We start from the raw sequence: 24,777 nt of genomic DNA, 5'->3' as shown, positions 1-24,777 counted from the left end.
TTATGGCTCAATACACAATATTAAAAAATGACTGCTTAAGTTTGCTGGCACAACGTTTTAATACCACCGAAGAAATATTGATGAGTTTGAATAGTGATCAAATTAAAAATCCTGATCTCATTTATGAGGGGGACAAATTAACGTTGCCAGATCCAACTATTGATAGTATTCCTTTAGATGGTAGCCGTATTGAGTTACCTCAAGCACCGGAAGAGTTAGCAGGTGGTGCAGATACTTGTAGTGGTCCGGTTGATTTTGTAGATATTTTATATATTCCTGCTCACCCTAAAACTGGTGAAAAGTGTTGGTATGCAATTACTCAGGAAGCCAAACAAATTATCGAACAAGAAAAAGCATTACTAGAGAAAGTAATAGTGGAAGGTGATGTACAAACTACCTCTCAAAATTTAAACCAATTAGGCGTGTTATCTAAGTTTTCTACAAAATATTTTGAGCAATTTATGCCAGAAGATATGGCGGATGATTATAAAACTTTGAACTTGTTTAGGTTGGTGCTCACATTTCATCTATACAAAAATTTAAAGGATGATCCCATCGTTGTACTTTATGACATGGCGGAAAAAGCCCATATTAAATATGATGATTTAAATTTAGACATTAGTGTAAAGAAAATTTTAAAAGGGATGAAAGCTTTCAGTCAAACCTTGTATAATCGTACTAGTTTTACAGAGTATTTAACACTGAATCAAATCCCCGAATATAGGCAATCTGTATTATTGGATAATTTACATAATAGCGTGCTTAATAAAATTACTGACACAATAAAAAGAGTGGAAAAGTGGACCATAATCCAAGCCGAGAACATGGAAGCGGATGATGGTACTCACTTTATTTATCGAGATGAACTTAACTACTTTACCAGTATACGGCAAGATGTGCTTGAAAAATACATGAAAGAATTTTTTTCACTTCATAGTGAAATAGCGATTGCCCAGTTGCCACATGAAAGAGCGCTAGAACGACTAATCGCGACAATTGATTTTTCTAGTTCAGCTGAACTACACCCATTATATCTTTTCCTTAAAGTAATTAACCAATTAGGATTTGTGATCAAAGAACAATGCTTAACCAGAGAGCAATTAGAAGGTGAAGGTCCTTATAATCAAGGCCCTAAAGTACTAAATGAAAAAATGCCGAACTGGCGATCACCAAATCAAGTGATTGATATTAAAAATAGGGCTTTGATTAACGAGCTTTATAAGCAATCTAAAGGTGGTAGTGTGACTGAAGTAACAGAGGCTTTAGTGAATGACGTTACGTTAGATTGGTCTTACTATCCAAGTCTAGCTCTGATTGCCTTAATTGATAATACCATCAATGAGCACCAGAAGAACTTAGCACAAATATTAGGTACAATATTTCCACTTGATAATATTTTCTATAAATTGCTATGGATTAAAAAAGTAGCCAAATCTCGTATTGATTTTTTAAAAAAAGTGGCACAATCTCGATTGAAGTCATTAAATCCTACCTTGGAGTTTAAACCGCATAAAATTACTGCTATGCCCGCTAAATTAACGTTGCAGTGGGATTATAGCTATAAAGCGAAAATCAAAAAGAAGGCGGGTTTTAAAAACCAAGCTAAATTAAATGATCTACAAGTAGTAGAATGCAGTTTAATGTCGACAGGTAAGCTGTTTTATTTACGTGGTCCGGCTTGGTACATGCCAGAAAACAATAGTGATGATTTCTGTTTACAAGCGAAAGGGCATGTTCGCAATATTACCAGTCAGATTAGCTTTGTAAAAGTGCGAGCAAATAGTAGTATGCCTGAAATGACATTACCTACTGCACTTAAAAAATTAAAAACACCACAGATTAACTTGAATTTATATCCATTGACTCACAGGAAAGAATTTAATACTGCATTTTGGTCAGATGGTTGGCATTATCAAGATGGTATCAGCCCAGATGGCAAGGAAGCGCAATACAGTATAGATGCTGGTGCACAGCTTTTTCGTTTTAGTGCTCAAGGAGCAAGGCTCCTAAATTCATCATTAACTACTTATCACAATGCAATAAAAGAACCGAAGTATCTTGGAGGCTCTAGAGGAATATCGGCGCAACTTTCATTGTTACAAGCACAAGCTAGTATTAAGTTTTGGTTGCCACTCCAAAAGAATAATGTAGGAATCAAAGAAGTAAAAGATACCTCGGGTTTTGAGATTAAAATACCTTATGTAAATTCTGCTCATCAAGAAAATATTTATTCGGCGGGTTTTTTTGCAGCTAAAATTGAAGGTTCTATCTACGGTTTGGCTGGTGCATCTTGTATGTTGAGTTCTAAGCTAGCATTTGGTCCTTCTGATATAAATGGTAGTAATTTCGGGATAAGAGGATGTTCGGTTACCGCATTTGATCCTAATGTAAGGCGAGTAAATAAGTTGATTTCTGGTCCAATAAGTTCGAAGTATACCGCCGAAACGGAAATGATTATAGATATCTTTGCAGGGGTTGAAGCAGGAGGCAATTTGGATGCGACGGTCTATTGGAAACCATCTAAAAGTAACCCATATCAAGAGCTGGGCAGTATTAATGGTCACCTTTCAGTAGCTTATGGTATTGGAGGGCAGGCTGGATTTCGATTACTATTCCAAGGAGGTGTATTAGTGCTTGTAGCGTCGGCAAAGATGGTGGTGGGCCCTGGTGCATCGGGCCGGTTTGCAATTAATTTAGATATGCTTGGAGTTGACCAATTTATTAATACCTTACTAGGGATATTAAAAATGCATGACTTTAAGCATTTAAGTATATTTGGTGATGTAGATGAAAATGGTAAGAATGAAGACTTTGAGTTACTAAATAGTTTGTTAACTTTTTCTATGATCATGGGCTTGAGTGTGGCTGATGTGTTATTGATGCCTATCTCGATATGGTCTGAAGGTGAACAAAGCATTTTGAGTAAAGAGTATGCACCGTTATTGGCTCATAATCTCAATGTACGTGAAAGACAGCCAATAATGAAACCGTGGGTGACAAAATTACCTCCAGAAACATTGTGTAATTTATTCAACTCTTTAATTAAAGAGCAAACCGATTCTAAATCGGGAGAGCTAAACAATCAATCTCAGGCTCAAGCTATCTTAACAATCATGGAATATTTGGCTCATGATGAGAAAAACAATATTAGTTCAAAACGTCAATGGAAAGAAAGTTTAATTCGCATGAATAATAATCCTTCGATATTGCAAGATAAACTTTTGCAATGGGAATCCTTTAAGGATAATTGGTTTAAGTTGGCGAAATTTGTAAAGCAATTTTCAAAATTAGGTGATAACACCACTATAAAGACTCGTTTTGATAGATTTTCAAAGAGTTTATGTCAAAAAATGGTGTTGACCTACTCAGATGAAATAAAAAGAGAAGTCACTGGCAGTTTTTATTCATCTATTATGAACTACCAAACAGTGCATACAGAAAAATTGAACGTACGAAACTATCATGCTTATCCTATATCAATCGTAGTCAATCCATTAGCTAGAGGTGAAGTCGTTCAAGTCCGTAATGTAGACGGAGATATTGAAACGAAGCAAGAATTTATTATAGACTGGACAATTAATGACACGTTATCTTAAGTTATTCAACTGTAATGTGTTGTGTATTTACTCTTGGGGTGATTGGGTTGTAATGATTATCACCCTAACCATAAATATGATAGATACTTATTAGAAAAATTAGTTTCGGAAGGTGATGATGATTGGTGGAATTGGTATGCACAAAAAACATTTACACAATATAAAAAGTAGGAAAGAAAATTTTAAGTTATTATATCAGGTCGCAACTAAACGACTATCTTCATCTGAACGTTATTATTTAGATGAACTTTATAAAAAATTATCGTGATCCTATTTTTTATCAAAAGTTGCTCCTCCTACAGATCTTAAAGAAAAGGCGATGTTAGATAATAAGGTTGATGAAATCATAAAAGATATGACCCCCATGGTCTATATCGACGGCTTCACCTCGCGCGATAAGATAAGTGGGTTGATTAAACTTTATTTGGGGAAAGCCACCAGAAGAATTAATGTTTTCTATTTGGTGGCTTGTTTGTTTTTGCTTAATCGTTAATCACTAAACGTCACTTCATACGAAGTAAATTTCCGGATGTTAATCACCCCGGTATCTAAAATTAGATATTGTCCTTTAATACCTTGTAATTGGCCCGTCACAACAGGGTTTTTATCAAAGTTATGCGAGACTATTTTGACCGGGTGTTGTTCTACTGGGTAGTCAATAGGGGTAATGTCGGAAGACAAAACTTCTACCGCATCATCACCAAACTGTTGCTTAACGAGATCAAGTGTCGGTTGGATCAGAGGTAGCAGTTCAGCAAATCTCTCTTCTAAAGCAATATCTTCGCCATTTTCTTTTAGCAGTGTGCGCCAGTTGGTTTTATCGGCAATATGCTTAGCTAGTTCAACTTCGATTAGCCCTGAAATATGACGAGTTTTTACTTTAAAAATCGGCAAGCCTTGAGTCGCACCTTGGTCAATCCAACGGGTGGGAATTTGGGTGTGGCGAGTAATGCCGACTTTCAAACTTGAAGTGTTCGATAAATAAACATAGTGATCGACCATGCAATTTTCTTCGCCCCATTGAGGCTCACGGCAAGTACCTTGATCGTAATGGCAGGTTTCTGGTTTCATAATACACATGTCACAACTCGCCAACTTTTTCATACAAACAAAGCAATGGCCTTGTGAGTAGCTTTTCTTGGTTTTCTTTCCGCAAGATGAGCAAAAAATATTGCCAGTATGAGTCAGTGTAATGGTTTGCCCGATATAAGGGTTCAGCGCGACTTTATCTTCACCGATAGGTAATTGATATTGGACTTGATTAGCGGATTGAGGCTCTAAGTGAGCGCTGAGTTTCGATAAAGTTCCAGTGATATTTAGTGACATTGATCTGCTCATTTTTATTAATTTTGTCTAGTCTATCGAAATTTTGATGGCCTTTATACTTCTAGTGTTTTCATTGGTGATAATTATAACCACTCATTTATTGAGTGTTTGTTTTGGTTTTATGTTGTAACAAGTCTTTTACTCACTAAAAATGGCCACATAATATAATGAACATGGCGTTTGTAGGTGGTGCTAAATCATAAGCAACGAACAAAATTGAGATAAATTCCCGTAGTGAAGGACAAAGTAAGTGAATCAAGTGGGATAAGTGATCGACTAAGGAATAAAAATGCTTAACAAGCTATACATCAAAGCCGTACTTGTGATTATTGTGCTTAATATTTTGCTCTCAGTACTTTATTACTTATTTGGACATGAGAAAACGCTTGAAGTAACGCCTCAGTTTTACCCATATAAAGTGGCTTCTGACACCGTTGTTGGTGGCAGTAGTCAGGCAAGTCTCAGCATCGTTGGTGAAAAAGCGACGATGTCATGCCGTTTAGCAAAAAGTGATTATTTGTGGCCATATTGTGAAATGACGATTAGCTTAGCCGATGATATTAAGCATGGCGTCGATTTGTCTGGTTATGATCGTGTTTTTTTAGATATTGATTATAAAGGTGTGCAAGAAGATACGGCGAGAGTTAGAGTGAATTTTCGAAATTTTGAGCCTAAAATATTTAATCCTGAAGATGACAATACGTTGAAATATAACGGTATTGAATATCACCCTGGTTTTGAAAAAGGGGGGAGAGAGATTGGTTATGATAAGTTTCAAGTGCTGACTTGGTGGTTGTTTGATTACAATATTCCAATAGAGGAATCAGGGGTGAAACTTGATAATGTGTCCATGATTCAAGTGGCGACAGACTCTGGCTCTGTGATTGGCGATCATATCATCACAGTAAATAAAATTATTTTTAAAGGTGATTACTTAAGCCCGCGTGCCTTTGCGTTCAGTTTATTATCCATCTGGTTTGTTGCCGCCTTTGCTTTTTTATTCTACGAGTTATTTCAATCGAGAAAACGAGTGAAAAAAATGGAAGTACATACTTCTCATCTTAATCAACTGAATAAAGCATTAGAAAGTAAATATACAGAGGCTGCTCAAAGTGCAACCAAAGACGAACTAACCGGGGCTTGCAACCGCCGTTCTATTCGCGATTGGTTAGACAACATCGCTCGAAGAGTTCGCTGGGGAACGTCAAAGCTATCAATCATTTATGTTGATTTAGATCACTTTAAAGCGGTGAACGATACTTTTGGGCATAATGTGGGAGACCAAGTTTTACGGGAGTTTGTTGATCTGGTTTATGGGCAGTTACGAGATGGTGATCGTTTGGTCAGATGGGGTGGAGAAGAGTTTATAATCTTTTGCCCTAACGCCAACCTTGAAGGTGCCGAGATGGTTGCAGAGCGTATTCGTTCGATGGTTGAAGTTTATCAATGGCCGGAAGTAGGAACGTTAACTTGTAGTTTTGGTGTAACCGAAATGGTGGCAGGTGAAAGTGTAACTGAAATGACCGCAAGAGCCGATGAAGCGTTATACCATGCGAAGAATAATGGGCGTAACCGTGTTGAAACGCTAGAAAAGTTCGTGTAATTCGCTGTTTCCTAGTTTAGTTCTTGGTTAGAAGACTCTTCTTGGCGTGCTTGCCAAATAGGTTTGATTGGACCTAAAAACTTTGGCTGAGAGTTTAAAATATAGAGATCTAAAAAAGCTTTGGTTCTTGCAAATACTTCACGGATTCGAATAGATAATCCTGAGGTTTCAACTGGCCCCGGTACGGCTAAACATTGAGCATTGATATGGTTGTATCGGGCAATGTAGAGCGCACGTTCACAGTGAAAGTCTTGGGTGATGATTAAAAAATGGTCGGCGAGAAAAATTTCTTTTGCTCGAACAATCGAATCAAGTGTTCGGAATCCTGCGTAGTCAAGGTGGATGTTTTCTTCTTTTATGCCGGCTTTTAGCAAGTCTCGCTTCATGGTCCAAGGCTCGTTATAAGAGCGGTGCGCGTTATCGCCACTTAGTAAAAAAGTGTTTACTTTTCCTTGTCGATGCAGCTCAATCGCTGCTTCAATTCGATGTGAGTAATAAGTATTTAGGGTATGGCCAATATATTTGCTAGTGCCAAGTACTAAGCCAATATCGTATTTAGGAACATCAGCAATATCATGGTAAATAGAGCTTTGGGTTTGCCAGCTAATCAACCTGTCGATGAGTACTATTCCGCTGATAAACAATACTAATATGATCGCCAAAGCCGTTAAGCTACGGGTGAGCCATTTTAGAGCTAATTGAAGTCGGTCTTGGCTTATAATCATCGCGCTAGAGTCAATACTCGATATGGCTTGAAAATGGAATGAGCCCCATAAAAAAATCACAGTTTCTTATCATGTTGATATCCATATAATATGACCTACTGAGTGGGGAATCGTTGAGATAGTTGATAATAACAGCGTAATTAGACAGTGAAAAATAAAAAAGCCCACTTTGTTTAAATATTAAAGTGAGCTTACATTATGTTGTCATTATTGTTTGATTTCTAGCCGAAATAGTCATGGCTAGAAGTATTCCACTTAGAATGCGGTACGTTTATAACGACGATACTCCGGCTGCCAAAACCCGTTTTCAATTGCAGATTCAATGGCATCATCAGTAATTGAAAGTGCGACACCTTGTTCAATGGCTTTTTTCGCCACCGCAAAGGCAATTTTCTTGGAGACAAGATGAATTTCTTCTAAAGGTGGAAGTAATGCGCCTTTACCTTTTAGGGCTAATGGTGAGCAGGTTGCTAAAGCACGGCTTGATTCCATTAACATTTCATCAGTCACGCGTGAAGCAGAAACTGCAAGTACGCCTAAGCCAATACCTGGGAAAATATAACTATTGTTGCATTGTGCAATTGGGTAATCTTTTCCTTCATATTTGACTGGAGCGAATGGGCTACCGGTTGCGATCAAGGCCTTACCGTTTGTCCATTGGAAAATGTCTTGCGGCGTACCTTCAACTCGACTGGTTGGGTTAGATAGCGGGAAGATAATAGGGCGTTCACAATGCGCATGCATGGTTTCAATCACTTCTTGGCTAAATAGCCCCGGAACACCAGATACACCAATGAGCACGGTTGGTTTAGCGTTATGCATCACATCAAGTAATGAATAGCCTTGTTCTTCACCTTTCCAATCTTTTAAATGTTTGTTTTTTTGTACCAATCGCTGTTGGAAATCAAGCAGGTTCTTCATGCCTTGTTGCAATAAGCCCCAACGGTCAACCATATACACCTGAGAGCGAGCTTGTTCATCCGTTAAGCCTTCAGAGACCATTTGAGCAATGATGGCTTCAGCAATACCACAACCTGCCGAACCTGCACCAACAAAAGTCACACGCTGTTCAGACAGTTTACTACCTGCTGCATGACAAGCCGCAATTAGCGAGCCAACGGTTACCGCTGCGGTGCCTTGAATATCATCGTTAAAGCAGCACACTTTGTCTTTGTAACGCTCAAGTAAAGGCATGGCATTTTTCTGCGCAAAGTCTTCAAATTGAATCAGTGCATCTGGCCAACGACGCTTGATTGCTTGCATAAAGTCATCGACAAATTTGTCATATTCAGCGCCAGTAATACGCGGATGACGCCAACCCATGTACATAGGGTCCGCTAAACGTTGCGGATTGTTGGTACCCACATCAAGTACGATAGGTAAGGTATAGGCTGGGCTGATCCCACCACAAGCGGTATAAAGCGAGAGCTTACCGATAGGGATACCCATGCCGCCAATCCCTTGGTCGCCAAGACCTAAAATGCGCTCACCATCAGTGACCACGATGACTTTCACATTTTGGCTGGTGGCATTGTTAACTAAGTCATCGATACGATCACGGTTTGGATAAGAGATAAAGAGACCACGACCACGACGATAAATGTTTGAAAAGTTTTCACATGCCGCACCTACAGTCGGAGTGTAGATAATAGGCATCATTTCAGAAATGTGATTCTGAACTAAGCGGTAGAAAAGTGTTTCGTTAGTGTCTTGAATATTACGTAGATAAATATGCTTATCCATATCACTTTCGAAGGCTTGATATTGTCGATATGCACGTTCTACTTGTTCTTGAATGGTCTCTGTTGCTTCTGGTAATAGACCCTCAAGATTGAATTCTTTTCTTTCTTCAAAGGTAAAACCGCTACCTTTGTTAAGAAGCGGGGTAGCCATTAATACTGGGCCAGCGTAGGTAATATATAGGGGACGTTTATCGTTATTCATTGTCGGACTCTTTTTCTACGAGCAAAATTTGCTTGGTTCGGAACAGATACATAGATTCGATAGTATAGCGCTATATTAAAATGCACATAGCAATTGTAAACAATCTTTCTGCAATGTTTGGCTTTAGCGCACAGAAAATCGTTTTTAATGCATTGATGAACAATGTGGTGCAATGGTGATTTTTTCTCTAATTGTTTGTTTTTAAATCAATTGCAGTGAGGGTTAGTGAGATTTTCAGTTAGGTTAATTATATACAATAAATATTTATTTTGTATACACTCATGTCGGCGACTTTGTTTTTAACTCACAGATTCAATTGATGCTGTATATGCGAATACCACTTTATAGGTTGTTGTGCTTGTGTTGGATCACTTTGCTGCATACGAGTGTAGTGGGTTAGGGTTCTTTTTAGATAGCGCTTATTGATATCGGCTTGTGCGGCGTCAGTATGTTGCCAAATTTGCTCACCAATTGGGTGAATAGTCTCTTGTGAACATTGAGGGGCCTTGTGTGAGACATACAGAATCTCATAAAAACGCCCTTTATCTTCAATTAGGTGCTCTTGTTTCAAACTCATATTCAGTTCGACCAAGGTCTGTCGTAAGTTAAATTGCTGATAAACCGGGCAGAGTAGGTAGTCAATTGCTAGGTGAGAATATTGCTGATGTAAGGTGCGAATGATCTCTATCATTAAATCGCCGCCAACGCCTGCTATGATAACTAATTGTTTCCCTGCTGATTTATCTAGAGGTAAGGTTTTGACATCTTGGCAATAGACCTGCCACTGAGAGGCAGAGTGAGCAAAAAATTGCTCTAAGCGAGTTTGCACTAATGAGGTTAACTCAGGAACGATATCGACAAAGTGAATAAATGGGGCGGCTTGGCGTTGTAGTAATGCGGCACCTAAAAAACCATGGTCACAACAACAATCCCAAATATGTTGGTAGTGATTTGGGATTATTGATTCAATATGTTGTAGGCGTTTACTTAACTTCACCATTTCTCAGCTACTTCTTAATCACTCTGATGGCGGTATTGTACTTGTTTTATTTAGTAGAGAGAACCTTAACGAAACGCTCACCGCTTGGTCGTATCATTTGAAGTGACTATCGACTAATATCAAGACGTTAATCGACAATATTGAACAGGGAAGAATGATGATTAAGACGATTGGAACAACGGAAATTTTACTCAAGCATAGGGCGGTTTGCCATTGTGGTACCGTCGAATTGGAATTAACTTTACCTAATGGTATTGAAAAGCCACGTCGTTGTGATTGTTCTTTTTGCCGTCGTCGAGGGGCGATTGTTGGTTCGGTATTATTGGATAATCTGAAAGTCATCAAGGGGCATGAAGCTCTGCGTTTGTATCAGTTCAATACCGGAACCGCGAAGCATTACTTTTGTTCTGTGTGTGGAATTTATACGCATCATCAGCGTCGTTCAGATCCTAAAGAATATGGTTTTAATTTAGGATGTCTAGAAGGTGTCAATCCATTTGATTTGGGCGATGTGCCGACCAGTGATGGCGTTAATCACCCTGCTGATCGTAAATAAAAGGAAGGCAATATGACAGATTCACGTACCAATCATAAAGAGACATCAAGCTTACTTGTCCCTGCATTATTGCTTGGATTTTTTATCTGTATCGGTTTAGGTATTTTGGGTTATCAACTGGGTTCTGCTGCAATTGAATATAAACAGTATGAGCGTAGTGTGACGGTGAAAGGGCTGGCAGAGAAAGAAGTGACCGCGGATGTTGTGATATGGCCAATTCAATTCACGGTAGCCAGCAACGATTTATCGGGTTTATATAATGATGTTGATAGAAATACCGAAAAGATTAAAGCGTTCTTATTATTAAAAGGTGTTTCTCCTGAAGCGATCAGTTTTAGCGCGCCTGCTATTGTGGATAAGTCAGCCCAGCAATGGGGAGATAATTCTCGTGCTGAATTTCGTTATTCTGCCAATCAAACCGTAACAGTGTATTCACAAAAAATTGATATCGTGCGTAATGTCATGAGCGAAATGTCCGAACTGGGCAAACAAGGTATTGTGTTCAGTGGTGACAGTTATGCATCTCAACCTGAATATATCTTTACTGGACTCAACGATATTAAGCCTGCAATGATTGAAGAGGCGACCAAAAATGCCCGCGTCGTAGCTGAAAAGTTTGCCAAAGATTCCGACAGCCAGCTTGGTAAGATAAAACGAGCATCGCAAGGCCAATTTACCATTTCAGCAAGAGATAAAAATACCCCTTATATTAAAAAGATACGGGTCGTTTCTACCGTGCAATATTATTTATCAGATTAAGTCTTCAAGTTATCAGATTAAGTCTTCAAGGCCTCAATACGTTTTAAAGGTATAAAAATGAGCGAAATAAAAACACTGCATTCTGAAGTGGTTTATCAAAATAAGTGGATGACAGTACGTGAAGATCAAATTGAACGTGCCAGCGGAGCAAAAGGCATTTATGGGGTGGTGGAAAAACCAGATTTTGTCATTATTCTTCCTATTGAAGCTGATTATGTACACTTGGTTGAGCAATATCGCTATGCGGTTGGAGAGCGCTTATTAGAGTTTCCGCAAGGCGCTTGGGAGAGTAACCCAGATGCGGACCCTGTGGTATTGGCCGCCGGTGAACTAAAAGAAGAAACAGGCTTGCTCGCAGGCAATATGACTTATGTCGGCTTTCAATACCTTGCATACGGCTATTCCAATCAAGGCTATCATATTTATTTGGCGACCGATCTAACACAAGCAGAAAGAAACCTCGATCCAGAGGAAGAAGGGTTGATCACCAAAAAAATGCCGATTGCTGAATTTGAACAGCGTATTATTTCAGGTGAAATTAAAGATGCTTCAACCGTTAATGCTTATGGTTTAGCTAAGTTGAAAGGGCTGATTTAGCGCGCTAATGACTTAGAAAAATATAAAGCCAATAAGAGTGGCTTATTTTTACTTATTGGCTTTGATTTCAAAACTACTTGATCTATTTTTTAGGTGCAAGTTGATACAACTTCCCAGAATCCGTTGAGAAGTAAACCAAACCTTGTTTACTGATAGTGATATCTCGAACCCTTTCTTTCAAATCTTCGACTAAGCGAGTTTCTTCGTTGATTTGGTTATCTGGAGTGAATGACACCATATTGATATGGGTTTTGGCGAGAGCACCAATGAGTAAATTCCCTTGCCATTGTGGGAAAGCATTGCCGTGGTAAATCACCGCGGAGCTTGGCGCGATAGAAGGAATATAAACCATAATTGGGGCTTCGACATCTGGCAGTGTTTTAGCGTCACCGACATCTAATGGTCCCCAGTATTCTTTACCGTGTGACGTTTTCGCCCAGCCATAATTGAGCCCGGGTTTGATCATGTTAATTTCATCGCCGCCACGCGGGCCATGCTCGACTTCCCACAATATTTTTCGGTTTGAATCATAAACCAAACCTTGAGGGTTACGATGCCCGTAACTCCATATCGCTTGGTTGCCTTGCTTTGTTTTAAAAAATGGGTTGTCTTGAGGTACCGAACCATCGATGTTTAAGCGCAAAATAGCCGCGGCTTGGTTATCCATGTTTTGGCCATTATCACGATTGCCGCGGTCACCCACACCAAAGAAGACATGACCTGATTCATCAAAGGTGATGCGACTACCAAAGTGTTTGCTACTGTCATCGGCTGAATCCGTTATTAGCAAATCTTGCCATTGTGTTAAGGCTTTATTCTCGATATCGAGTTGAGCTCGAGCGAGTGAGGTTGCAGAATTACCATCTTGCAGCGGTTTCACGTAAGTGAAGTAAAACCAAGTTTGTTTATTTGCATCGGTATAACGAGCGACATCTAACAAACCACCTTGACCAGACACTTTGATGTCAGGTAGGCCAGATATTTCAGATTTTTGCTTGGTAGTGAGATCGAGTAGGTAAACATGGCCACTGCGTTCGGTCATCAATAGTTGATTTGTATCTACCCAATCTATTCCCCAGAGAACCCCTAAATTATCTGCCACTACCTTTGTCGTGTAGCTTTGCGGACTTTCAATGGTTTCTTGAGCACTTGTTACTGATGTAAAAGTGGCAATTGAGCTGAATAGTAATAGTGAAGAATAACGTGTGCACTGAGATATCAAAGATCGCATGGTTATCATTCTCTCGATGTTGAATAGGTATATTCATACTCTGGACAGTAAATGGATAAAAATCGAGCGTGAAATCGTAAATAGACATGACAAATAAATTATGGATAAAAATAAAGCTCGAATTAATAGGATTTCAATTTGGCTTTAGCTGTCGGTTTCATTACTATATAGGGCTATTTTCACTGGCTTTTTATCATGATGTGCAAGCTTGCCATTTTGCATAACTTTTTGATGTGTTGATTGTTGAAAAAATAATAAGCGCTAAAGATGTTGAGCAAAATGGCAGATGTTAAGCCAATTAGGAACTGAACTACCCACAGGACTACCAAACGGTAGGTGAGGAAACGATGCAATTAGAACAAATCATTGCCAATGCAACGGCAGCAATAGAGCAGGCTGACTCTGTCGCGACATTAGAAGATGTTCGTGTACAAGTTTTAGGTAAGAAAGGGGAACTGACCCTTCAATTACAAAGCTTAGGTAAACTTCCACCAGAAGAACGTCGTAGCGCTGGTCAAGAGATCAATAAAGCCAAAGGCCTAGTACAGCAAGCGATCGCTGCTCGTAAAGACGCATTGCAACGCGCTGAGCTTGAAGCAAAACTTGCAGCAGAAACCATCGACGTTTCTTTACCTGGTCGCCGTATCGAAAATGGCGGTTTACACCCAGTGACACGTACGGTTGAGCGTATTGAACAGTTCTTTGGTGAGCTTGGCTTTAATGTTGAAGCGGGGCCTGAAATTGAAGATGCCTTCCATAACTTCGATGCACTGAATATTGCTGAAGATCACCCAGCACGTACCGATCACGATACTTTCTTCTTTAATCCTGATTTGATGTTGCGTACTCATACATCAGGCGTTCAGATCCGTACTATGGAAAACGGTAAGCCACCATTTCGCTTCATTGCTCCGGGCCGCGTTTATCGTAATGATTACGACCAAACACATACGCCAATGTTCCACCAAGTGGAAGGTATGCTGGTGGATGAAAACGTTAACTTTGCCCAATTGAAAGGCATTTTGAACGATTTCCTATGTAATTTCTTTGAAGAAGAAGTGCAAGTGCGTTTCCGTCCTTCTTATTTCCCATTCACAGAGCCTTCTGCTGAAGTGGATGTAATGGGTAAAAATGGTAAATGGTTAGAAGTATTAGGTTGTGGCATGGTTCACCCTAATGTGCTTCGCAGTGTTGGTATTGATCCAGAAAAATACTCGGGCTTCGCATTTGGTATGGGCGTAGAGCGCTTAACTATGTTGCGTTATGGCGTAAATGATTTACGTGCGTTCTTTGAAAACGATCTTCGTTTCCTTAAACAATTCAAGTAACCGAGAGGATTAATCACAATGAAATTCAACGAATCATGGCTTCGTGAGTGGGTTAACCCAGCCGTTACGACTGATGAATTGACTCACCAAATTACAATGGCCGGCCTAGAAGTCGATGACGTACTTCCTGTTGCTGGCAGCTTTACTGGCGTAAAAGTGGGTAAAGTCGTGGAATGTGGTCAACATCCAGACGCGGACAAATTACGCGTCACTAAAGTGGATGTGGGCGAAGAAGAATTACTAGACATCGTTTGTGGTGCACCAAACTGCCGTCAAGGCTTAAAAGTTGCGGTTGCAACGGTAGGTGCGGTACTTCCGGGCGATTTCAAAATTAAAAAAGCAAAACTACGTGGTCAACCATCACACGGTATGCTGTGTTCATTTACTGAACTTGGCATTGATGTTGAATCAGATGGCATCATGGAATTGGCTGAAGATGCGGCGATCGGCACTGATTTCCGTGAATTCCTAGGTCTAAATGATGTAACCATCGACGTTGACCTAACGGCAAACCGCGCAGACTGTTTCAGCGTACGCGGTATGGCTCGTGAAGTAGGGGTATTAAACCGCGCCGACGTAACTGCACCAAGCTCAGAAGCCGTAATGCCATCTATTGACGATACGATCTCTATTGAAGTAAAAGCATCAGCAGCCTGTCCTCGTTACCTTGGCCGTGTGGTTAAGAACGTGAACGTGACAGCTCAAACGCCACTTTGGATGCAAGAAAAACTGCGTCGTTGCGGCATTCGTTCTATCGATCCTGTGGTTGATATCACTAACTTTGTTCTATTAGAGCAGGGTCAACCGATGCACGCATTTGATCTGGCTAAGATTGACGGCGGTATTGTGGTGCGCTTAGCTGAGCAAGATGAAAAATTGACTCTGCTTGATGGCACCGAAGCAAAATTAAACGCGGATACTTTAGTGGTGGCTGACCACACTAAAGCTTTGGCGATTGCGGGTATCTTTGGCGGTGAAGAGTCTGGCGTTACTACTGAAACTAAAGACGTATTATTAGAATGTGCCTTCTTTGCACCGGATCATATCCGTGGCCGTGCTCGTTCTTACGGTTTACATACGGATTCTTCTATGCGTTTTGAGCGTGGTGTGGATTACGCACTGCAACTAAGCGCAATGGAGCGTGCAACCGCACTATTGGTTGGAATCTGTGGCGGTGAAGTCGCACCTGTAGTTACGGTTGAATCTGAAGCCGATTTACCTAAACCAAATAAAGTGGCGCTACGTCGTACTAAGCTAGATAATCTATTAGGCCACCACATTGCAGATAGCGATGTCGTTGAGATCTTAGAGCGTCTAGGCATGACGGTAGAATCAACCAATGAAGGTTGGACAGCCATTGCTCCGACATGGCGTTTTGATATTGCGATTGAGCAAGATTTGATTGAAGAAGTGGGTCGTATCTACGGTTACGACAACATCCCAAATCAAGCGCCAATTGCAGCATTAAGCATGAACGATCACGTTGAGGCGAATTTACCTCTTAAACGCGTTCGTAACTTACTCGTTGACCGTGGTTTCCAAGAGGCGATTACCTACAGCTTCGTAGAACCTGAGCAACAAAAGCTAATCGTACCGGATGTTGAACCATTAATTTTGCCATTCCCAATTTCAGTGGAAATGTCGGCAATGCGTTTGGGCTTGATCCAAGGTCTATTAAATACCGTAGTTCATAACCAAAAACGTCAACAGCCACGTGTTCGTTTATTCGAATACGGTTTACGTTTTATTCCTTGTGAATCAGCAGAAAACGGTATGCGTCAAGAGCCTATGCTTGCGGGCGTGATCGCTGGAACTCGTTCTGAAGAGCATTGGGATATTGAAACCAACACCGTTGATTTCTTTGATCTTAAAGGCGATTTAGAAGCAATTCTTGAACTGACATCAAATGAGAAATCGTACAGTTTTGAACCTGTAAGCCATCCAGCGCTTCACCCGGGTCAATCTGCTGCAATCGTTGTGAATGGCGAGCCAGTGGGTGTGATCGGCACAGTTCACCCAGAGCTTGAACGTAAGTTTGGCTTAAATGGCCGCACGATCGTATTTGAAATCGAATGGTCTGCAATTGATAGCCGCGTTATTCCTGAAGCAGTCAGCCTATCTAAATTCCCTGCAAACCGCCGTGATATTGCGGTTGTGGTGAAAGAAGAAGTGGCGAGTGGTGACATTGTTAACGCTTGTCTTGCAAATGGTGGCGAACTACTGACCGGTGCGAAACTGTTTGATGTGTACCGTGGCAAAGGTGTAGAAGAAGGCAATAAGAGCCTTGCTATCGCGCTTAGCCTACAATCAACAGAACGTACACTAGAAGATGCAGATATTGCCGCTTCGGTTGATGCGATTGTTGCTGCACTAACTGAACAATTTGGTGCGACATTACGCGATTAATGTGACTCTTCATTGAGTATATTCAGTCCGCTTCTCTTATATTAGGAGGAGCGGATTTTTTTTATCAAATTGGAGAGTGTATGCAGAAGAAAATCATGATGGGAATCGTAGGCCTAGTCATTTTGTCCGGCTGTTCTTCTAAATTAGATGTCATGACGGCTGATAATGTGGATTTAGTCTCGACTAATCAAACGGTATACACTCAAGTCAATCTTCATCCAGATGCCGCAAGGAAGAAACTTTTCACGTTAAACTACCTTCAAGATGGATTTATTCCTCGTTGTACAAAAGTAGATATCATTGAAGCGAATAGTAATGTCATGACATTCAAAGTGGCTGAAACGGGTTTGGAATATATGTATGTTTGGCATAAGACGACGGGAGATTTTCAGTCAGGTATTGTGAGAGATTTTGGAACCACCTGCCCAACACTCTCTAATCTAAATACCGTTGATCAAAAAGGAATTAAAGAAGGGCGAGTGTATGAAGGTATGACCAAACAAGGTGTTCTAAATGCGATTGGTTATCCACCCGCGCATGTGACACCAACGACAGATTTGAATACTTGGGTTTATTGGAAAAATCGCTTTAATAAAATGAATATTCTTTTTAATAGCCAAGGATTAGTAGAAAGCATTCAAGATTGATCGTTCTACTTCAAGTTTTGCAATAAAACCGTCATTATTGGCGGTTTTTTCGTCTGTGGGCATAGAAATGTCAATGAAATTTCGGTAAATGTAATACTTATGAGCAAGTTAAGTTCATAAGTGCAATGGAATACAACTGTATTCAGCAGGATGCATATTCACAATAATAAGGAAATATAAACAGATGCACACATTTAAAAAATCGACTATTGCATTGGCTTTCAGTGCAGTGTTCTCGGTCTCCGCTATGGCTGCACAAGTGCCAGATAATGTTGAACTGGCCAATAAACAAGAGTTAGTTCGAGGCAATGGTGATGAAGTTCCAACGCTTGATCCTACTATGTCGTCCGATACCGCAAGTTCACGAGTTATTGCGGATATGTTCGAAGGATTAGTGACGGAAGATTTACACGGTAATATTATTCCTGCGCTAGCAAAGAGTTGGGATATTTCCGATGATGGTACCCAATATACGTTTCATTTACGCGACGCTAATTGGTCAAATGGAGAGCCCATTACCGCCAGTGATTTTGTTTTTGCTTTACATCGTATTGTCGATCCTAAAACAGGTGCACCATACTCTTGGTATGTCTCGATGGCCAATATTGTTAATGCCGATGCCATTACCAAAGGTGAGAAGCCTGCCGATAGCCTCGGAGTAAAAGCACTTGATGATAAAACGTTGCAAATCAATTTAACAAAGCCAGTTCCGTATTTTACCAAGATGCTTGCTCATGAAAGTACCTTTGCCTTACCGGAAAAAGTCATAAAGCAATATAAAGACAGTTGGACTAAACCGGAAAATATCGTCGTGAGCGGCGCTTATAAATTGTCTGATTGGGTTATCAACGAAAAGGTTGTACTAGAGCGCAATAAAAACTACTGGAATGATAGCGAAACCGTCATTAACAAAGTAACTTATTTGCCAATCTCAGATGTTAATGCCGAATATAACCGTTTCCGAACCGGCGAAATTGATATTACTAATGTCGTTCCGCTTGAACTATACCAAACCATTAAAAAAGAACGCCCGGATGAACTGCTGACCATGCCGTCTTTGGGGACATATTACTACCTGTTTAACCTTAATAAGCCACCGTTTGATGATCCTCGTGTGCGCAAAGCCTTAGCCTATTCGATTGATCGCGATGTGGTGGTAAAACGAATTTTAGGCCAAGGGCAATTACCTGCTTATTCCAATACACCGCCAGCAGTAGCCGGTTTTGATGTACCGAAACTTGAATGGGCTGAAATGTCACAGCAAGAGCGTAACCAAAAAGCAAAAGAGTTATTGAAAGAAGCCGGTTTTGATGAGTCTCACCCACTTAAATTTGATTTGGAATACAACACCAGTGAAGCTCATAAAAAACTGGCTATTGTGATGGCTTCAATGTGGAAGAAAAACTTAGGGGCGCAAGTTGAGATTGCAAACCAAGAATGGAAAACATTTTTACAAACGCTATCGTCGAAAAACTTTTCTGTCGCGCGTTATGCTTGGATTGGCGATTACAATGAAGCGTCAACCTTTTTGTCATACTTTGATTCTGCCGGTTTGAACTATGGCGGTTGGAGTAATGCTGATTATGACGCCGCTTTAAAACAAGCGTCTTCAGTGAAGACAGAAGGAGAGCGAGAAAAGTTATATCAAAAAGCAGAGAAAATTTTTGCCAATGATATGCCGGCTATTCCGGTGTATTTTTATACTCGTTCAGTATTAAAAAATACTCACGTCGGTGGTTACAGTCGTGATAACGCTTCTGATCGCCGCTATACCCGTGATCTTTATATTACGAAGTAATGGAAGTTGAGCTTACTTTTTGAAGGAAGAGTAAGCTCATTAACAACGGGTAACTTCATCCAAAAAAATTGAAAAATGAAGGAATAAAAATTGGATATATTCGGTCTAATTGAATGACGTTGATTTTAATTAAAGTCATTATAGAGGTGAGGTCTAACCACTATAACAGTTTGCTTTTATTGGGATTGTTAACCGAAATATCGTAATTTTTTCTGATTTCATATGAAATAGTGATGAATTTTTCCCATTTAATGAAAAAGTTTAAAGTAGGGTGATTCCCTTTAATTTTTATACTTTTTTTGATGAGTAACTGTATTTTTGGGTTATTTTAGTGTTTTAAACTATCAGTTGGTTTGAGAGTAATATATTTTAAACTTATATATTTGCTTCAAATAAGCTCTTGAAACAAAAAAATTTGGCGAAAATCATAAGGTTGGCTTACACTTTCGAAGTTATACTTAGCTTTAAGCTTGCTAACTACGTACTAATGCTATAAATGCTGCCGTTATGGTAGTGATAAATTGAGGGATGTTTTATGGCGCTCACTAAGGCCGATTTGGCTGAAAACCTGTTTGAAAAACTTGGTTACAGTAAACGTGATGCCAAGGATACTGTTGAAGTGTTTTTTGAAGAAATTCGTAAAGCACTAGAAAATGGTGAACAGGTTAAATTGTCTGGTTTTGGTAACTTTGATCTTCGCGATAAAAGTGAAAGGCCAGGAAGAAACCCTAAAACTGGTGAAGATATTCCAATTTCTGCTCGTCGTGTTGTAACATTCCGACCAGGGCAAAAACTGAAAGCTCGTGTTGAAAATATTAAGATAGAAAAATAAAAACACGTCAGTCACTGGAAGAAAGAAGGTCACCCTACAAAGGTGGCCTTTTTGTTATTAAATTTTAATAAAGGAACCCCATGCAAGATCAAGAATTTTGGCATAATAAATGGGCAGAAAATAAAATTGGTTTTCACTTAGAAGATGTAAACCCACTTTTAATTGAATATTGGAAAGTCGTGTCTCCTGAGCAACATCACTCTGTTCTTGTTCCTTTATGTGGAAAAACAGAAGATCTTGTTTGGTTGGCACAAAAGCACAATGACGTTACTGGCGTCGAGTTAAGCAATATTGCCGTTCGTGCTTTTTTTGCTGAGCATTTTTACACTCCCATGGTGACACCGCTCAATGGCCAGCATGAACTCTATCAGTTTGATGAGTTATCAATTTATGCAGGGGACTTCTTCACTGCGCCCTTGACACAATTTGATCGTATCTATGACCGAGCCGCTTTAATTGCGCTACCTTCTGAATTGCGAGTGGTTTACGCTGAGCGTATTAAATCGTTACTTGCACCCGGTGGGAAAATTTTACTAGTGACATTGGATTACCAACAATCTGAAATGTCAGGGCCACCATTTAGTGTACCTGCAGAAGAAGTCAAAAGCTTATTCGCTGGCTATAAGGTGACGCATTTAAATCGAGATGACGGTGATAGTGAACACCCAAGAATCAAACAAGGGTTGTCTCGTTTTGCTGAAGAAGTTTGGTTGATTGAATCAAATTAGTAAGGTGAATTGCTCGAAGAAGGAATGACTTTCTTCGAGCAACGAGCAACTAAAAACTGACTTTAACTTTTCCTGCAGCTGCAACGGCATCAGCAACCGCACTTTCAATATTGTCACGTCGTGTTAACGCAACGCCTAAGCGACGACGACCATCAATATCCGGCTTACCAAAGAGACGAATGTGAGTTTGTGGTACCGCAAGTGCATCTTGTAATCCAGTGAAAGTCATATCTTGTGAACTGCCTTCCGCGAGAATAACCGCAGAAGCACTAGCGCCGTATTGAGTAATACCGTTAATTGGCAAACCAGTAAAAGCGCGAACATGTAACGCGAATTCTGATAGCTCTTGTGAGATTAACGTTACCATGCCGGTATCGTGTGGGCGAGGGGATACCTCACTGAAAATGACCTCATCACCTTTAACAAAAAGCTCGACACCAAATAAGCCATAACCACCTAAAGCGTTGACTACTTTTTCTGCCATTTGCTCTGCGGCCGTTAAGGCGGCTTGCGACATGGCTTGTGGTTGCCAAGATTCACGGTAATCCCCATCTTCTTGTCGGTGACCAATTGGCGCACAGAAATGCACACCATCAACAGCCCGTACGGTGAGTAGGGTAATTTCATAATCAAAGTCGACAAAGCCTTCCACAATCACTCTACCAGCTCCGGCTCGGCCACCTTCTTGTGCGTATTGCCACGCAGATTCCATATCCGCTTCGGTCTTGATTACGCTTTGGCCTTTACCGGACGAACTCATAATTGGTTTTACCACACAAGGCATCGAAACAAATTCTATTGCTTGTTTGAATTCTTCATAAGTATCGCAAAAACGGTAAGGCGACGTTTTTACTTCCAACTCTTCAGCGGCAAGACGACGAATGCCTTCACGGTTCATTGTCAGCTTAGTGGCATTGGCAGTTGGAACAACATTTAAGCCTTTTTGCTCAAGTTCGACGAGTTTATCCGTTGCAATCGCTTCAATTTCTGGCACAACGAAATCTGGTTTTTCTTGCTCAAGAATCGCTTCAATAGCATCACCGTCAAGCATATCAACAGTATAACTACGATGTGCGACTTGCATGGCTGGCGCATTGGCATAACGATCTAATGCAATGACTTCTAAGCCTAGACGCTGGCATTCAATGGCTACTTCTTTACCTAGCTCACCTGAACCCAGTAGAAGTACTTTTGTGGCAGAAGAAGAGGTCGCCGTTCCAAACATGTTTATATTCCTATAGAAGATCTATTTTGATACCCACAGTGACTTGGGGATATTCACTAGGTAATTATTTGGTGTGATTTTAAAGTTAAGCAAACGTTTGCGCAATAAGTAAAAGCAATTAAAAAGCCCGTAAACTTCATCTAAAAAGTCATACGGGCATTTTTTGTCGATTATGATGATTTAACGACCTATTTATAGAGATAAATACTCAATCGTAATATCTGGATTAATCGCTTCTAGGGTGGATTGTGTTTCCGCTAAGTGACTGATTGTCCCATTTGCCGTTTCTGCTAGTATCGCGGATTCGATATTGGTGAGATCTTCACCCGCTAATAGCAAGAGATTAATCGCGACTTGTAGTGGAGGAAGGCTTGGGTTAAATGCCGCATTTTCTGCATAACTGCCTGAGTAAATAGAGCCAGACTGTGTTTGTAATGCCACACCACTGTGGTTATTGCTGTAAGGCGCGTGGCTATTATTGAGAGCCTTCACCGCAGCATTAATGGCAGCACTATCGCTGTCAAACTGATAATGATGTTGCTGGTTATCCATTAATCGAGCTTCAATACCTAAATCTTTCGGGCCAAATGATTCAGGTAATAATTCCGCTAATCGGTAAGCAGGACGCTCTGGAAGTTGAATGGAGAGATCTTCAATGCCATTTAATTCGTTCATAAATTGACGGCAGTGGCCACAAGGGGTGTAGTTAATGGTGATGTCTTTGAGTCCGGTTTCACCTTTCATCCAAGCATGGCTGATTGCCGATTGCTCCGCATGAACCGTTTGGTTTAATTGCACGCCAGCAATTTCAATATTTGCCCCAAAGTAAACATTGCCAGATAGACCTTCTGCAATGGCACCCACGTGAAAGTTAGAAATTTCACAATAAGCACGAGTCGCGGCAATAGGCAGTAAGGCGAGCTTAAACTCTGTATCAGTCATGCCTGACTGTGATAGCAATGCTTGATAAACCGTTGCGGAAAAATGGCCGCTGAAATCAGCCGCTTGCATTTGAGAGACAATACGATCAGCAAGCTCTGTAGGTAAGTGTGCGACAGATTCTGGATTAATAGGTTGAGTCATCTGATTTCCTTGTAATTCACGTTTAAGTGAGCGATACGGCTCCTTTTTTGTGAAATTATATTCAATCGTTACATTTATATTGTGCAATAAGTCAAATTATGGGGTGAGATCTCATTATTGAATAGCCTTAATCATTAAAAACTCTACCTAGATCGAATTTTGCTTGTGCAAAGCTTAGGCCGAACTATTTACTTCAACAAAAAAAGGAGCCTAATCAGCTCCTTAAAATGGCGTTATCGCTAAAACAGATTATCCAATAATACCGCCAACCCACAGACAAAAGGCAAAGAATAATGGCGCTAATATCGAGGTTATGATGCCGCATGTGACTAAGGCTAAAGAACTAAACGCAGCATCTTCGGCATTTTTTTCTGCGCATGTTGCCGTACCTAAAGCATGTGACACCGTGCCCATGGTTAATCCTTTCGCTATTGGGTGAGTCACGCCAAGGAAGGAATAAATAGGGTAGGCAAATACCGAACCAAATACGCCGACAATGAGCACTAAAATGGCCGCAATCGCAGGCTCGCCCCCTAAGCTTTTACCGACTTCCATTGCAATAGGCGTAGTGACCGATTTCCCCATCAAACTGGCTAATAACGTTGGATCGGTATGCAAAGCAACGGCGATAAGTCCGGCGGTGAGCATCGACATCGCACTGCCTACGCCACAAGCTAAGAAGATGATTTTCCAGTTTTGGCGAATTTGCGGCAATTGTTCGTATAGAGGATAAGCAAGAGCCACGACCGCGGGTTGCAAAAGAAATGTCATCCAATCGTTTTGGGCGTAATACACCTCATAAGGGACATCAAGCGCCATTAAAATAGGAATAATAATGACGATGCTAAGTAAAAGCGGATTCGCTAATGGATTTTTAATCTTGTTTGCAAACCAACGAACCGAAAAGAAAACAACAAAGGTAAGCAGTAACCACATGCTTATTTCTCCTCATTTGGTTTATTGGTAAGGATTTTTTGTAATCCCAAAGCGAGTAAAACTAAGACGATGGTGGTAGCACCCACACTGCTAGCAAAAATCGATAATGCGTTATCAATAAGAAGTGGAAAGTGCTCCATTAACCCAACACTGATAGGCACAAATAAGATGATCATATAGCGAATGAAAAGTTGTGCACCGGGCTTTACCCATTGTACTTTTACAAGCCCTGAAACGAGCAGGGCAAATAATATCAACATCCCCAAAATGCTGCCGGGAACGGATAAATGGAAAAAGTGTTGAATGGCATTACCGGCCCACAAACTCACCATAATAAGTGCGAATGATAAAGCGTAATTGATCATTTGCTTAAGCACGTCGGGCTCCTCTAAACGGGACAGAGTATACGATGCGCTCAATAAAAGGTGAAAAAGAGCGCAGTGGTATTGTGATAATG

At 40.4% G+C, this 24,777-nt stretch carries 20 protein-coding genes; 11 read left to right on the top strand and 9 right to left on the bottom strand.

What is annotated here, in order from left to right; genetic code table 11:
- Positions 1-2: 2 nt before the first annotated feature.
- A complete protein-coding gene (locus tag VRUMOI_RS07190) occupies positions 3-3,596 on the top strand; it encodes a LysM peptidoglycan-binding domain-containing protein (protein ID WP_089139816.1) in 3,594 nt (1,197 codons plus the stop codon).
- Positions 3,597-4,085: 489 nt separating this feature from the next.
- On the opposite strand, the gene VRUMOI_RS07185 is transcribed toward VRUMOI_RS07190, so the two are convergent.
- Positions 4,086-4,922 carry a DUF2797 domain-containing protein gene (locus tag VRUMOI_RS07185; RefSeq protein WP_089139817.1) on the bottom strand — a complete coding sequence of 279 codons (837 nt, stop codon included), beginning with the start codon at positions 4,920-4,922 and terminating at the stop codon, positions 4,086-4,088.
- Positions 4,923-5,211: 289 nt separating this feature from the next.
- Between VRUMOI_RS07185 and VRUMOI_RS07180 the strand changes: the two genes are divergently transcribed.
- Positions 5,212-6,525 carry a GGDEF domain-containing protein gene (locus VRUMOI_RS07180; protein WP_089139818.1) on the top strand — a complete coding sequence of 438 codons (1,314 nt, stop codon included), beginning with the start codon at positions 5,212-5,214 and terminating at the stop codon, positions 6,523-6,525.
- Positions 6,526-6,536: 11 nt separating this feature from the next.
- Here VRUMOI_RS07180 and VRUMOI_RS07175 read toward each other — a convergent pair whose 3' ends face one another.
- The 3 genes from VRUMOI_RS07175 to VRUMOI_RS07165 all read right to left on the bottom strand — a co-directional run bounded on the left by VRUMOI_RS07175 (position 6,537) and on the right by VRUMOI_RS07165 (position 10,194).
- The gene (locus VRUMOI_RS07175) at positions 6,537-7,250 is read right to left on the bottom strand and encodes a SanA/YdcF family protein (protein WP_089139845.1); all 714 of its coding nucleotides are present in this window, start codon (positions 7,248-7,250) and stop codon (positions 6,537-6,539) included.
- 255 nt (positions 7,251-7,505) lie between these two features.
- Complete coding sequence (locus VRUMOI_RS07170) at positions 7,506-9,194, bottom strand: NAD-dependent malic enzyme (RefSeq protein WP_089139819.1); 1,689 nt, start codon at positions 9,192-9,194, stop codon at positions 7,506-7,508.
- A 304-nt stretch (positions 9,195-9,498) separates the two neighbouring features.
- Positions 9,499-10,194, bottom strand: coding sequence for a tRNA (adenine(22)-N(1))-methyltransferase (locus tag VRUMOI_RS07165; protein ID WP_231897433.1), 696 nt, complete (start codon positions 10,192-10,194; stop codon positions 9,499-9,501).
- Between the two features lie 157 nt (positions 10,195-10,351).
- On the opposite strand from VRUMOI_RS07165, the gene VRUMOI_RS07160 reads away from it, so the two are divergent.
- The 3 genes from VRUMOI_RS07160 to VRUMOI_RS07150 are packed head-to-tail and all read left to right on the top strand — an operon-like array spanning position 10,352 to position 12,106.
- Positions 10,352-10,750, top strand: coding sequence for a GFA family protein (locus VRUMOI_RS07160; protein ID WP_089139820.1), 399 nt, complete (start codon positions 10,352-10,354; stop codon positions 10,748-10,750).
- A gap of 12 nt (positions 10,751-10,762) precedes the next feature.
- Positions 10,763-11,509, top strand: coding sequence for an SIMPL domain-containing protein (locus tag VRUMOI_RS07155; protein ID WP_089139821.1), 747 nt, complete (start codon positions 10,763-10,765; stop codon positions 11,507-11,509).
- 57 nt (positions 11,510-11,566) lie between these two features.
- Positions 11,567-12,106 (top strand): NUDIX domain-containing protein, encoded by a 540-nt coding sequence (locus VRUMOI_RS07150; protein ID WP_089139822.1) that lies wholly within the window; start codon positions 11,567-11,569, stop codon positions 12,104-12,106.
- Positions 12,107-12,188: 82 nt separating this feature from the next.
- Here the strand turns inward: VRUMOI_RS07150 and VRUMOI_RS07145 are convergent, their stop codons facing one another.
- Positions 12,189-13,337 carry a PQQ-dependent sugar dehydrogenase gene (locus tag VRUMOI_RS07145; RefSeq protein WP_231897432.1) on the bottom strand — a complete coding sequence of 383 codons (1,149 nt, stop codon included), beginning with the start codon at positions 13,335-13,337 and terminating at the stop codon, positions 12,189-12,191.
- 347 nt (positions 13,338-13,684) lie between these two features.
- On the opposite strand from VRUMOI_RS07145, the gene pheS reads away from it, so the two are divergent.
- The 6 genes from pheS (at position 13,685) to VRUMOI_RS07115 (ending at position 21,076) form a co-directional block, all read left to right on the top strand.
- Positions 13,685-14,665 (top strand): phenylalanine--tRNA ligase subunit alpha, encoded by a 981-nt coding sequence (gene pheS, locus VRUMOI_RS07140; protein WP_089139823.1) that lies wholly within the window; start codon positions 13,685-13,687, stop codon positions 14,663-14,665.
- Between the two features lie 18 nt (positions 14,666-14,683).
- Positions 14,684-17,071, top strand: a complete 2,388-nt coding sequence (pheT, locus tag VRUMOI_RS07135) for a phenylalanine--tRNA ligase subunit beta (protein WP_089139824.1) — start codon at positions 14,684-14,686, stop codon at positions 17,069-17,071.
- An 80-nt stretch (positions 17,072-17,151) separates the two neighbouring features.
- Positions 17,152-17,718 carry a hypothetical protein gene (locus VRUMOI_RS07130; RefSeq protein ID WP_089139825.1) on the top strand — a complete coding sequence of 189 codons (567 nt, stop codon included), beginning with the start codon at positions 17,152-17,154 and terminating at the stop codon, positions 17,716-17,718.
- Positions 17,719-17,902: 184 nt separating this feature from the next.
- On the top strand, positions 17,903-19,516 hold the full coding sequence (locus tag VRUMOI_RS07125; RefSeq protein WP_089139826.1) for a peptide ABC transporter substrate-binding protein: 1,614 nt from the start codon (positions 17,903-17,905) through the stop codon (positions 19,514-19,516).
- 535 nt (positions 19,517-20,051) lie between these two features.
- Positions 20,052-20,348 (top strand): integration host factor subunit alpha, encoded by a 297-nt coding sequence (ihfA, locus tag VRUMOI_RS07120; protein WP_027697326.1) that lies wholly within the window; start codon positions 20,052-20,054, stop codon positions 20,346-20,348.
- A gap of 80 nt (positions 20,349-20,428) precedes the next feature.
- Complete coding sequence (locus tag VRUMOI_RS07115; protein WP_089139827.1) at positions 20,429-21,076, top strand: thiopurine S-methyltransferase; 648 nt, start codon at positions 20,429-20,431, stop codon at positions 21,074-21,076.
- 49 nt (positions 21,077-21,125) lie between these two features.
- Here the strand turns inward: VRUMOI_RS07115 and purT are convergent, their stop codons facing one another.
- The 4 genes from purT to VRUMOI_RS07095 form a co-directional block, all read right to left on the bottom strand.
- Positions 21,126-22,301 (bottom strand): formate-dependent phosphoribosylglycinamide formyltransferase, encoded by a 1,176-nt coding sequence (gene purT, locus VRUMOI_RS07110; RefSeq protein ID WP_089139828.1) that lies wholly within the window; start codon positions 22,299-22,301, stop codon positions 21,126-21,128.
- A 192-nt stretch (positions 22,302-22,493) separates the two neighbouring features.
- Positions 22,494-23,384, bottom strand: coding sequence for a cytidine deaminase (gene cdd / locus VRUMOI_RS07105; RefSeq protein WP_089139829.1), 891 nt, complete (start codon positions 23,382-23,384; stop codon positions 22,494-22,496).
- Between the two features lie 249 nt (positions 23,385-23,633).
- Positions 23,634-24,320 carry a CidB/LrgB family autolysis modulator gene (locus VRUMOI_RS07100; RefSeq protein WP_089139830.1) on the bottom strand — a complete coding sequence of 229 codons (687 nt, stop codon included), beginning with the start codon at positions 24,318-24,320 and terminating at the stop codon, positions 23,634-23,636.
- A 2-nt stretch (positions 24,321-24,322) separates the two neighbouring features.
- A complete protein-coding gene (locus tag VRUMOI_RS07095) occupies positions 24,323-24,685 on the bottom strand; it encodes a CidA/LrgA family protein (protein WP_408646268.1) in 363 nt (120 codons plus the stop codon).
- Positions 24,686-24,777 lie beyond the last annotated feature (92 nt).

It is taken from the genome of Vibrio rumoiensis, from assembly GCF_002218045.2.
Taxonomy (GTDB): domain Bacteria; phylum Pseudomonadota; class Gammaproteobacteria; order Enterobacterales; family Vibrionaceae; genus Vibrio; species Vibrio rumoiensis.
This window is presented reverse-complemented; position numbering and strand designations above follow the sequence as displayed.

What these genes read in the sequence shown, in the direction of transcription:
- VRUMOI_RS07165 (WP_231897433.1), bottom strand. Translation starts at nt 10,194, where the DNA reads ATGGTGAAGTTAAGTAAACGCCTACAACATATTGAATCAATAATCCCA.
- VRUMOI_RS07160 (WP_089139820.1), top strand. Translation starts at nt 10,352, where the DNA reads ATGATTAAGACGATTGGAACAACGGAAATTTTACTCAAGCATAGGGCG.
- pheS (WP_089139823.1), top strand. Translation starts at nt 13,685, where the DNA reads ATGCAATTAGAACAAATCATTGCCAATGCAACGGCAGCAATAGAGCAG.
- VRUMOI_RS07100 (WP_089139830.1), bottom strand. Translation starts at nt 24,320, where the DNA reads ATGTGGTTACTGCTTACCTTTGTTGTTTTCTTTTCGGTTCGTTGGTTT.
- VRUMOI_RS07185 (WP_089139817.1), bottom strand. Translation starts at nt 4,922, where the DNA reads ATGTCACTAAATATCACTGGAACTTTATCGAAACTCAGCGCTCACTTA.
- VRUMOI_RS07175 (WP_089139845.1), bottom strand. Translation starts at nt 7,250, where the DNA reads ATGATTATAAGCCAAGACCGACTTCAATTAGCTCTAAAATGGCTCACC.
- VRUMOI_RS07125 (WP_089139826.1), top strand. Translation starts at nt 17,903, where the DNA reads ATGCACACATTTAAAAAATCGACTATTGCATTGGCTTTCAGTGCAGTG.
- VRUMOI_RS07180 (WP_089139818.1), top strand. Translation starts at nt 5,212, where the DNA reads ATGCTTAACAAGCTATACATCAAAGCCGTACTTGTGATTATTGTGCTT.
- pheT (WP_089139824.1), top strand. Translation starts at nt 14,684, where the DNA reads ATGAAATTCAACGAATCATGGCTTCGTGAGTGGGTTAACCCAGCCGTT.
- purT (WP_089139828.1), bottom strand. Translation starts at nt 22,301, where the DNA reads ATGTTTGGAACGGCGACCTCTTCTTCTGCCACAAAAGTACTTCTACTG.
- VRUMOI_RS07095 (WP_408646268.1), bottom strand. Translation starts at nt 24,685, where the DNA reads ATGATCAATTACGCTTTATCATTCGCACTTATTATGGTGAGTTTGTGG.
- VRUMOI_RS07190 (WP_089139816.1), top strand. Translation starts at nt 3, where the DNA reads ATGGCTCAATACACAATATTAAAAAATGACTGCTTAAGTTTGCTGGCA.
- VRUMOI_RS07130 (WP_089139825.1), top strand. Translation starts at nt 17,152, where the DNA reads ATGCAGAAGAAAATCATGATGGGAATCGTAGGCCTAGTCATTTTGTCC.
- VRUMOI_RS07115 (WP_089139827.1), top strand. Translation starts at nt 20,429, where the DNA reads ATGCAAGATCAAGAATTTTGGCATAATAAATGGGCAGAAAATAAAATT.
- ihfA (WP_027697326.1), top strand. Translation starts at nt 20,052, where the DNA reads ATGGCGCTCACTAAGGCCGATTTGGCTGAAAACCTGTTTGAAAAACTT.
- VRUMOI_RS07155 (WP_089139821.1), top strand. Translation starts at nt 10,763, where the DNA reads ATGACAGATTCACGTACCAATCATAAAGAGACATCAAGCTTACTTGTC.
- VRUMOI_RS07170 (WP_089139819.1), bottom strand. Translation starts at nt 9,194, where the DNA reads ATGAATAACGATAAACGTCCCCTATATATTACCTACGCTGGCCCAGTA.
- cdd (WP_089139829.1), bottom strand. Translation starts at nt 23,384, where the DNA reads ATGACTCAACCTATTAATCCAGAATCTGTCGCACACTTACCTACAGAG.
- VRUMOI_RS07150 (WP_089139822.1), top strand. Translation starts at nt 11,567, where the DNA reads ATGAGCGAAATAAAAACACTGCATTCTGAAGTGGTTTATCAAAATAAG.
- VRUMOI_RS07145 (WP_231897432.1), bottom strand. Translation starts at nt 13,337, where the DNA reads ATGCGATCTTTGATATCTCAGTGCACACGTTATTCTTCACTATTACTA.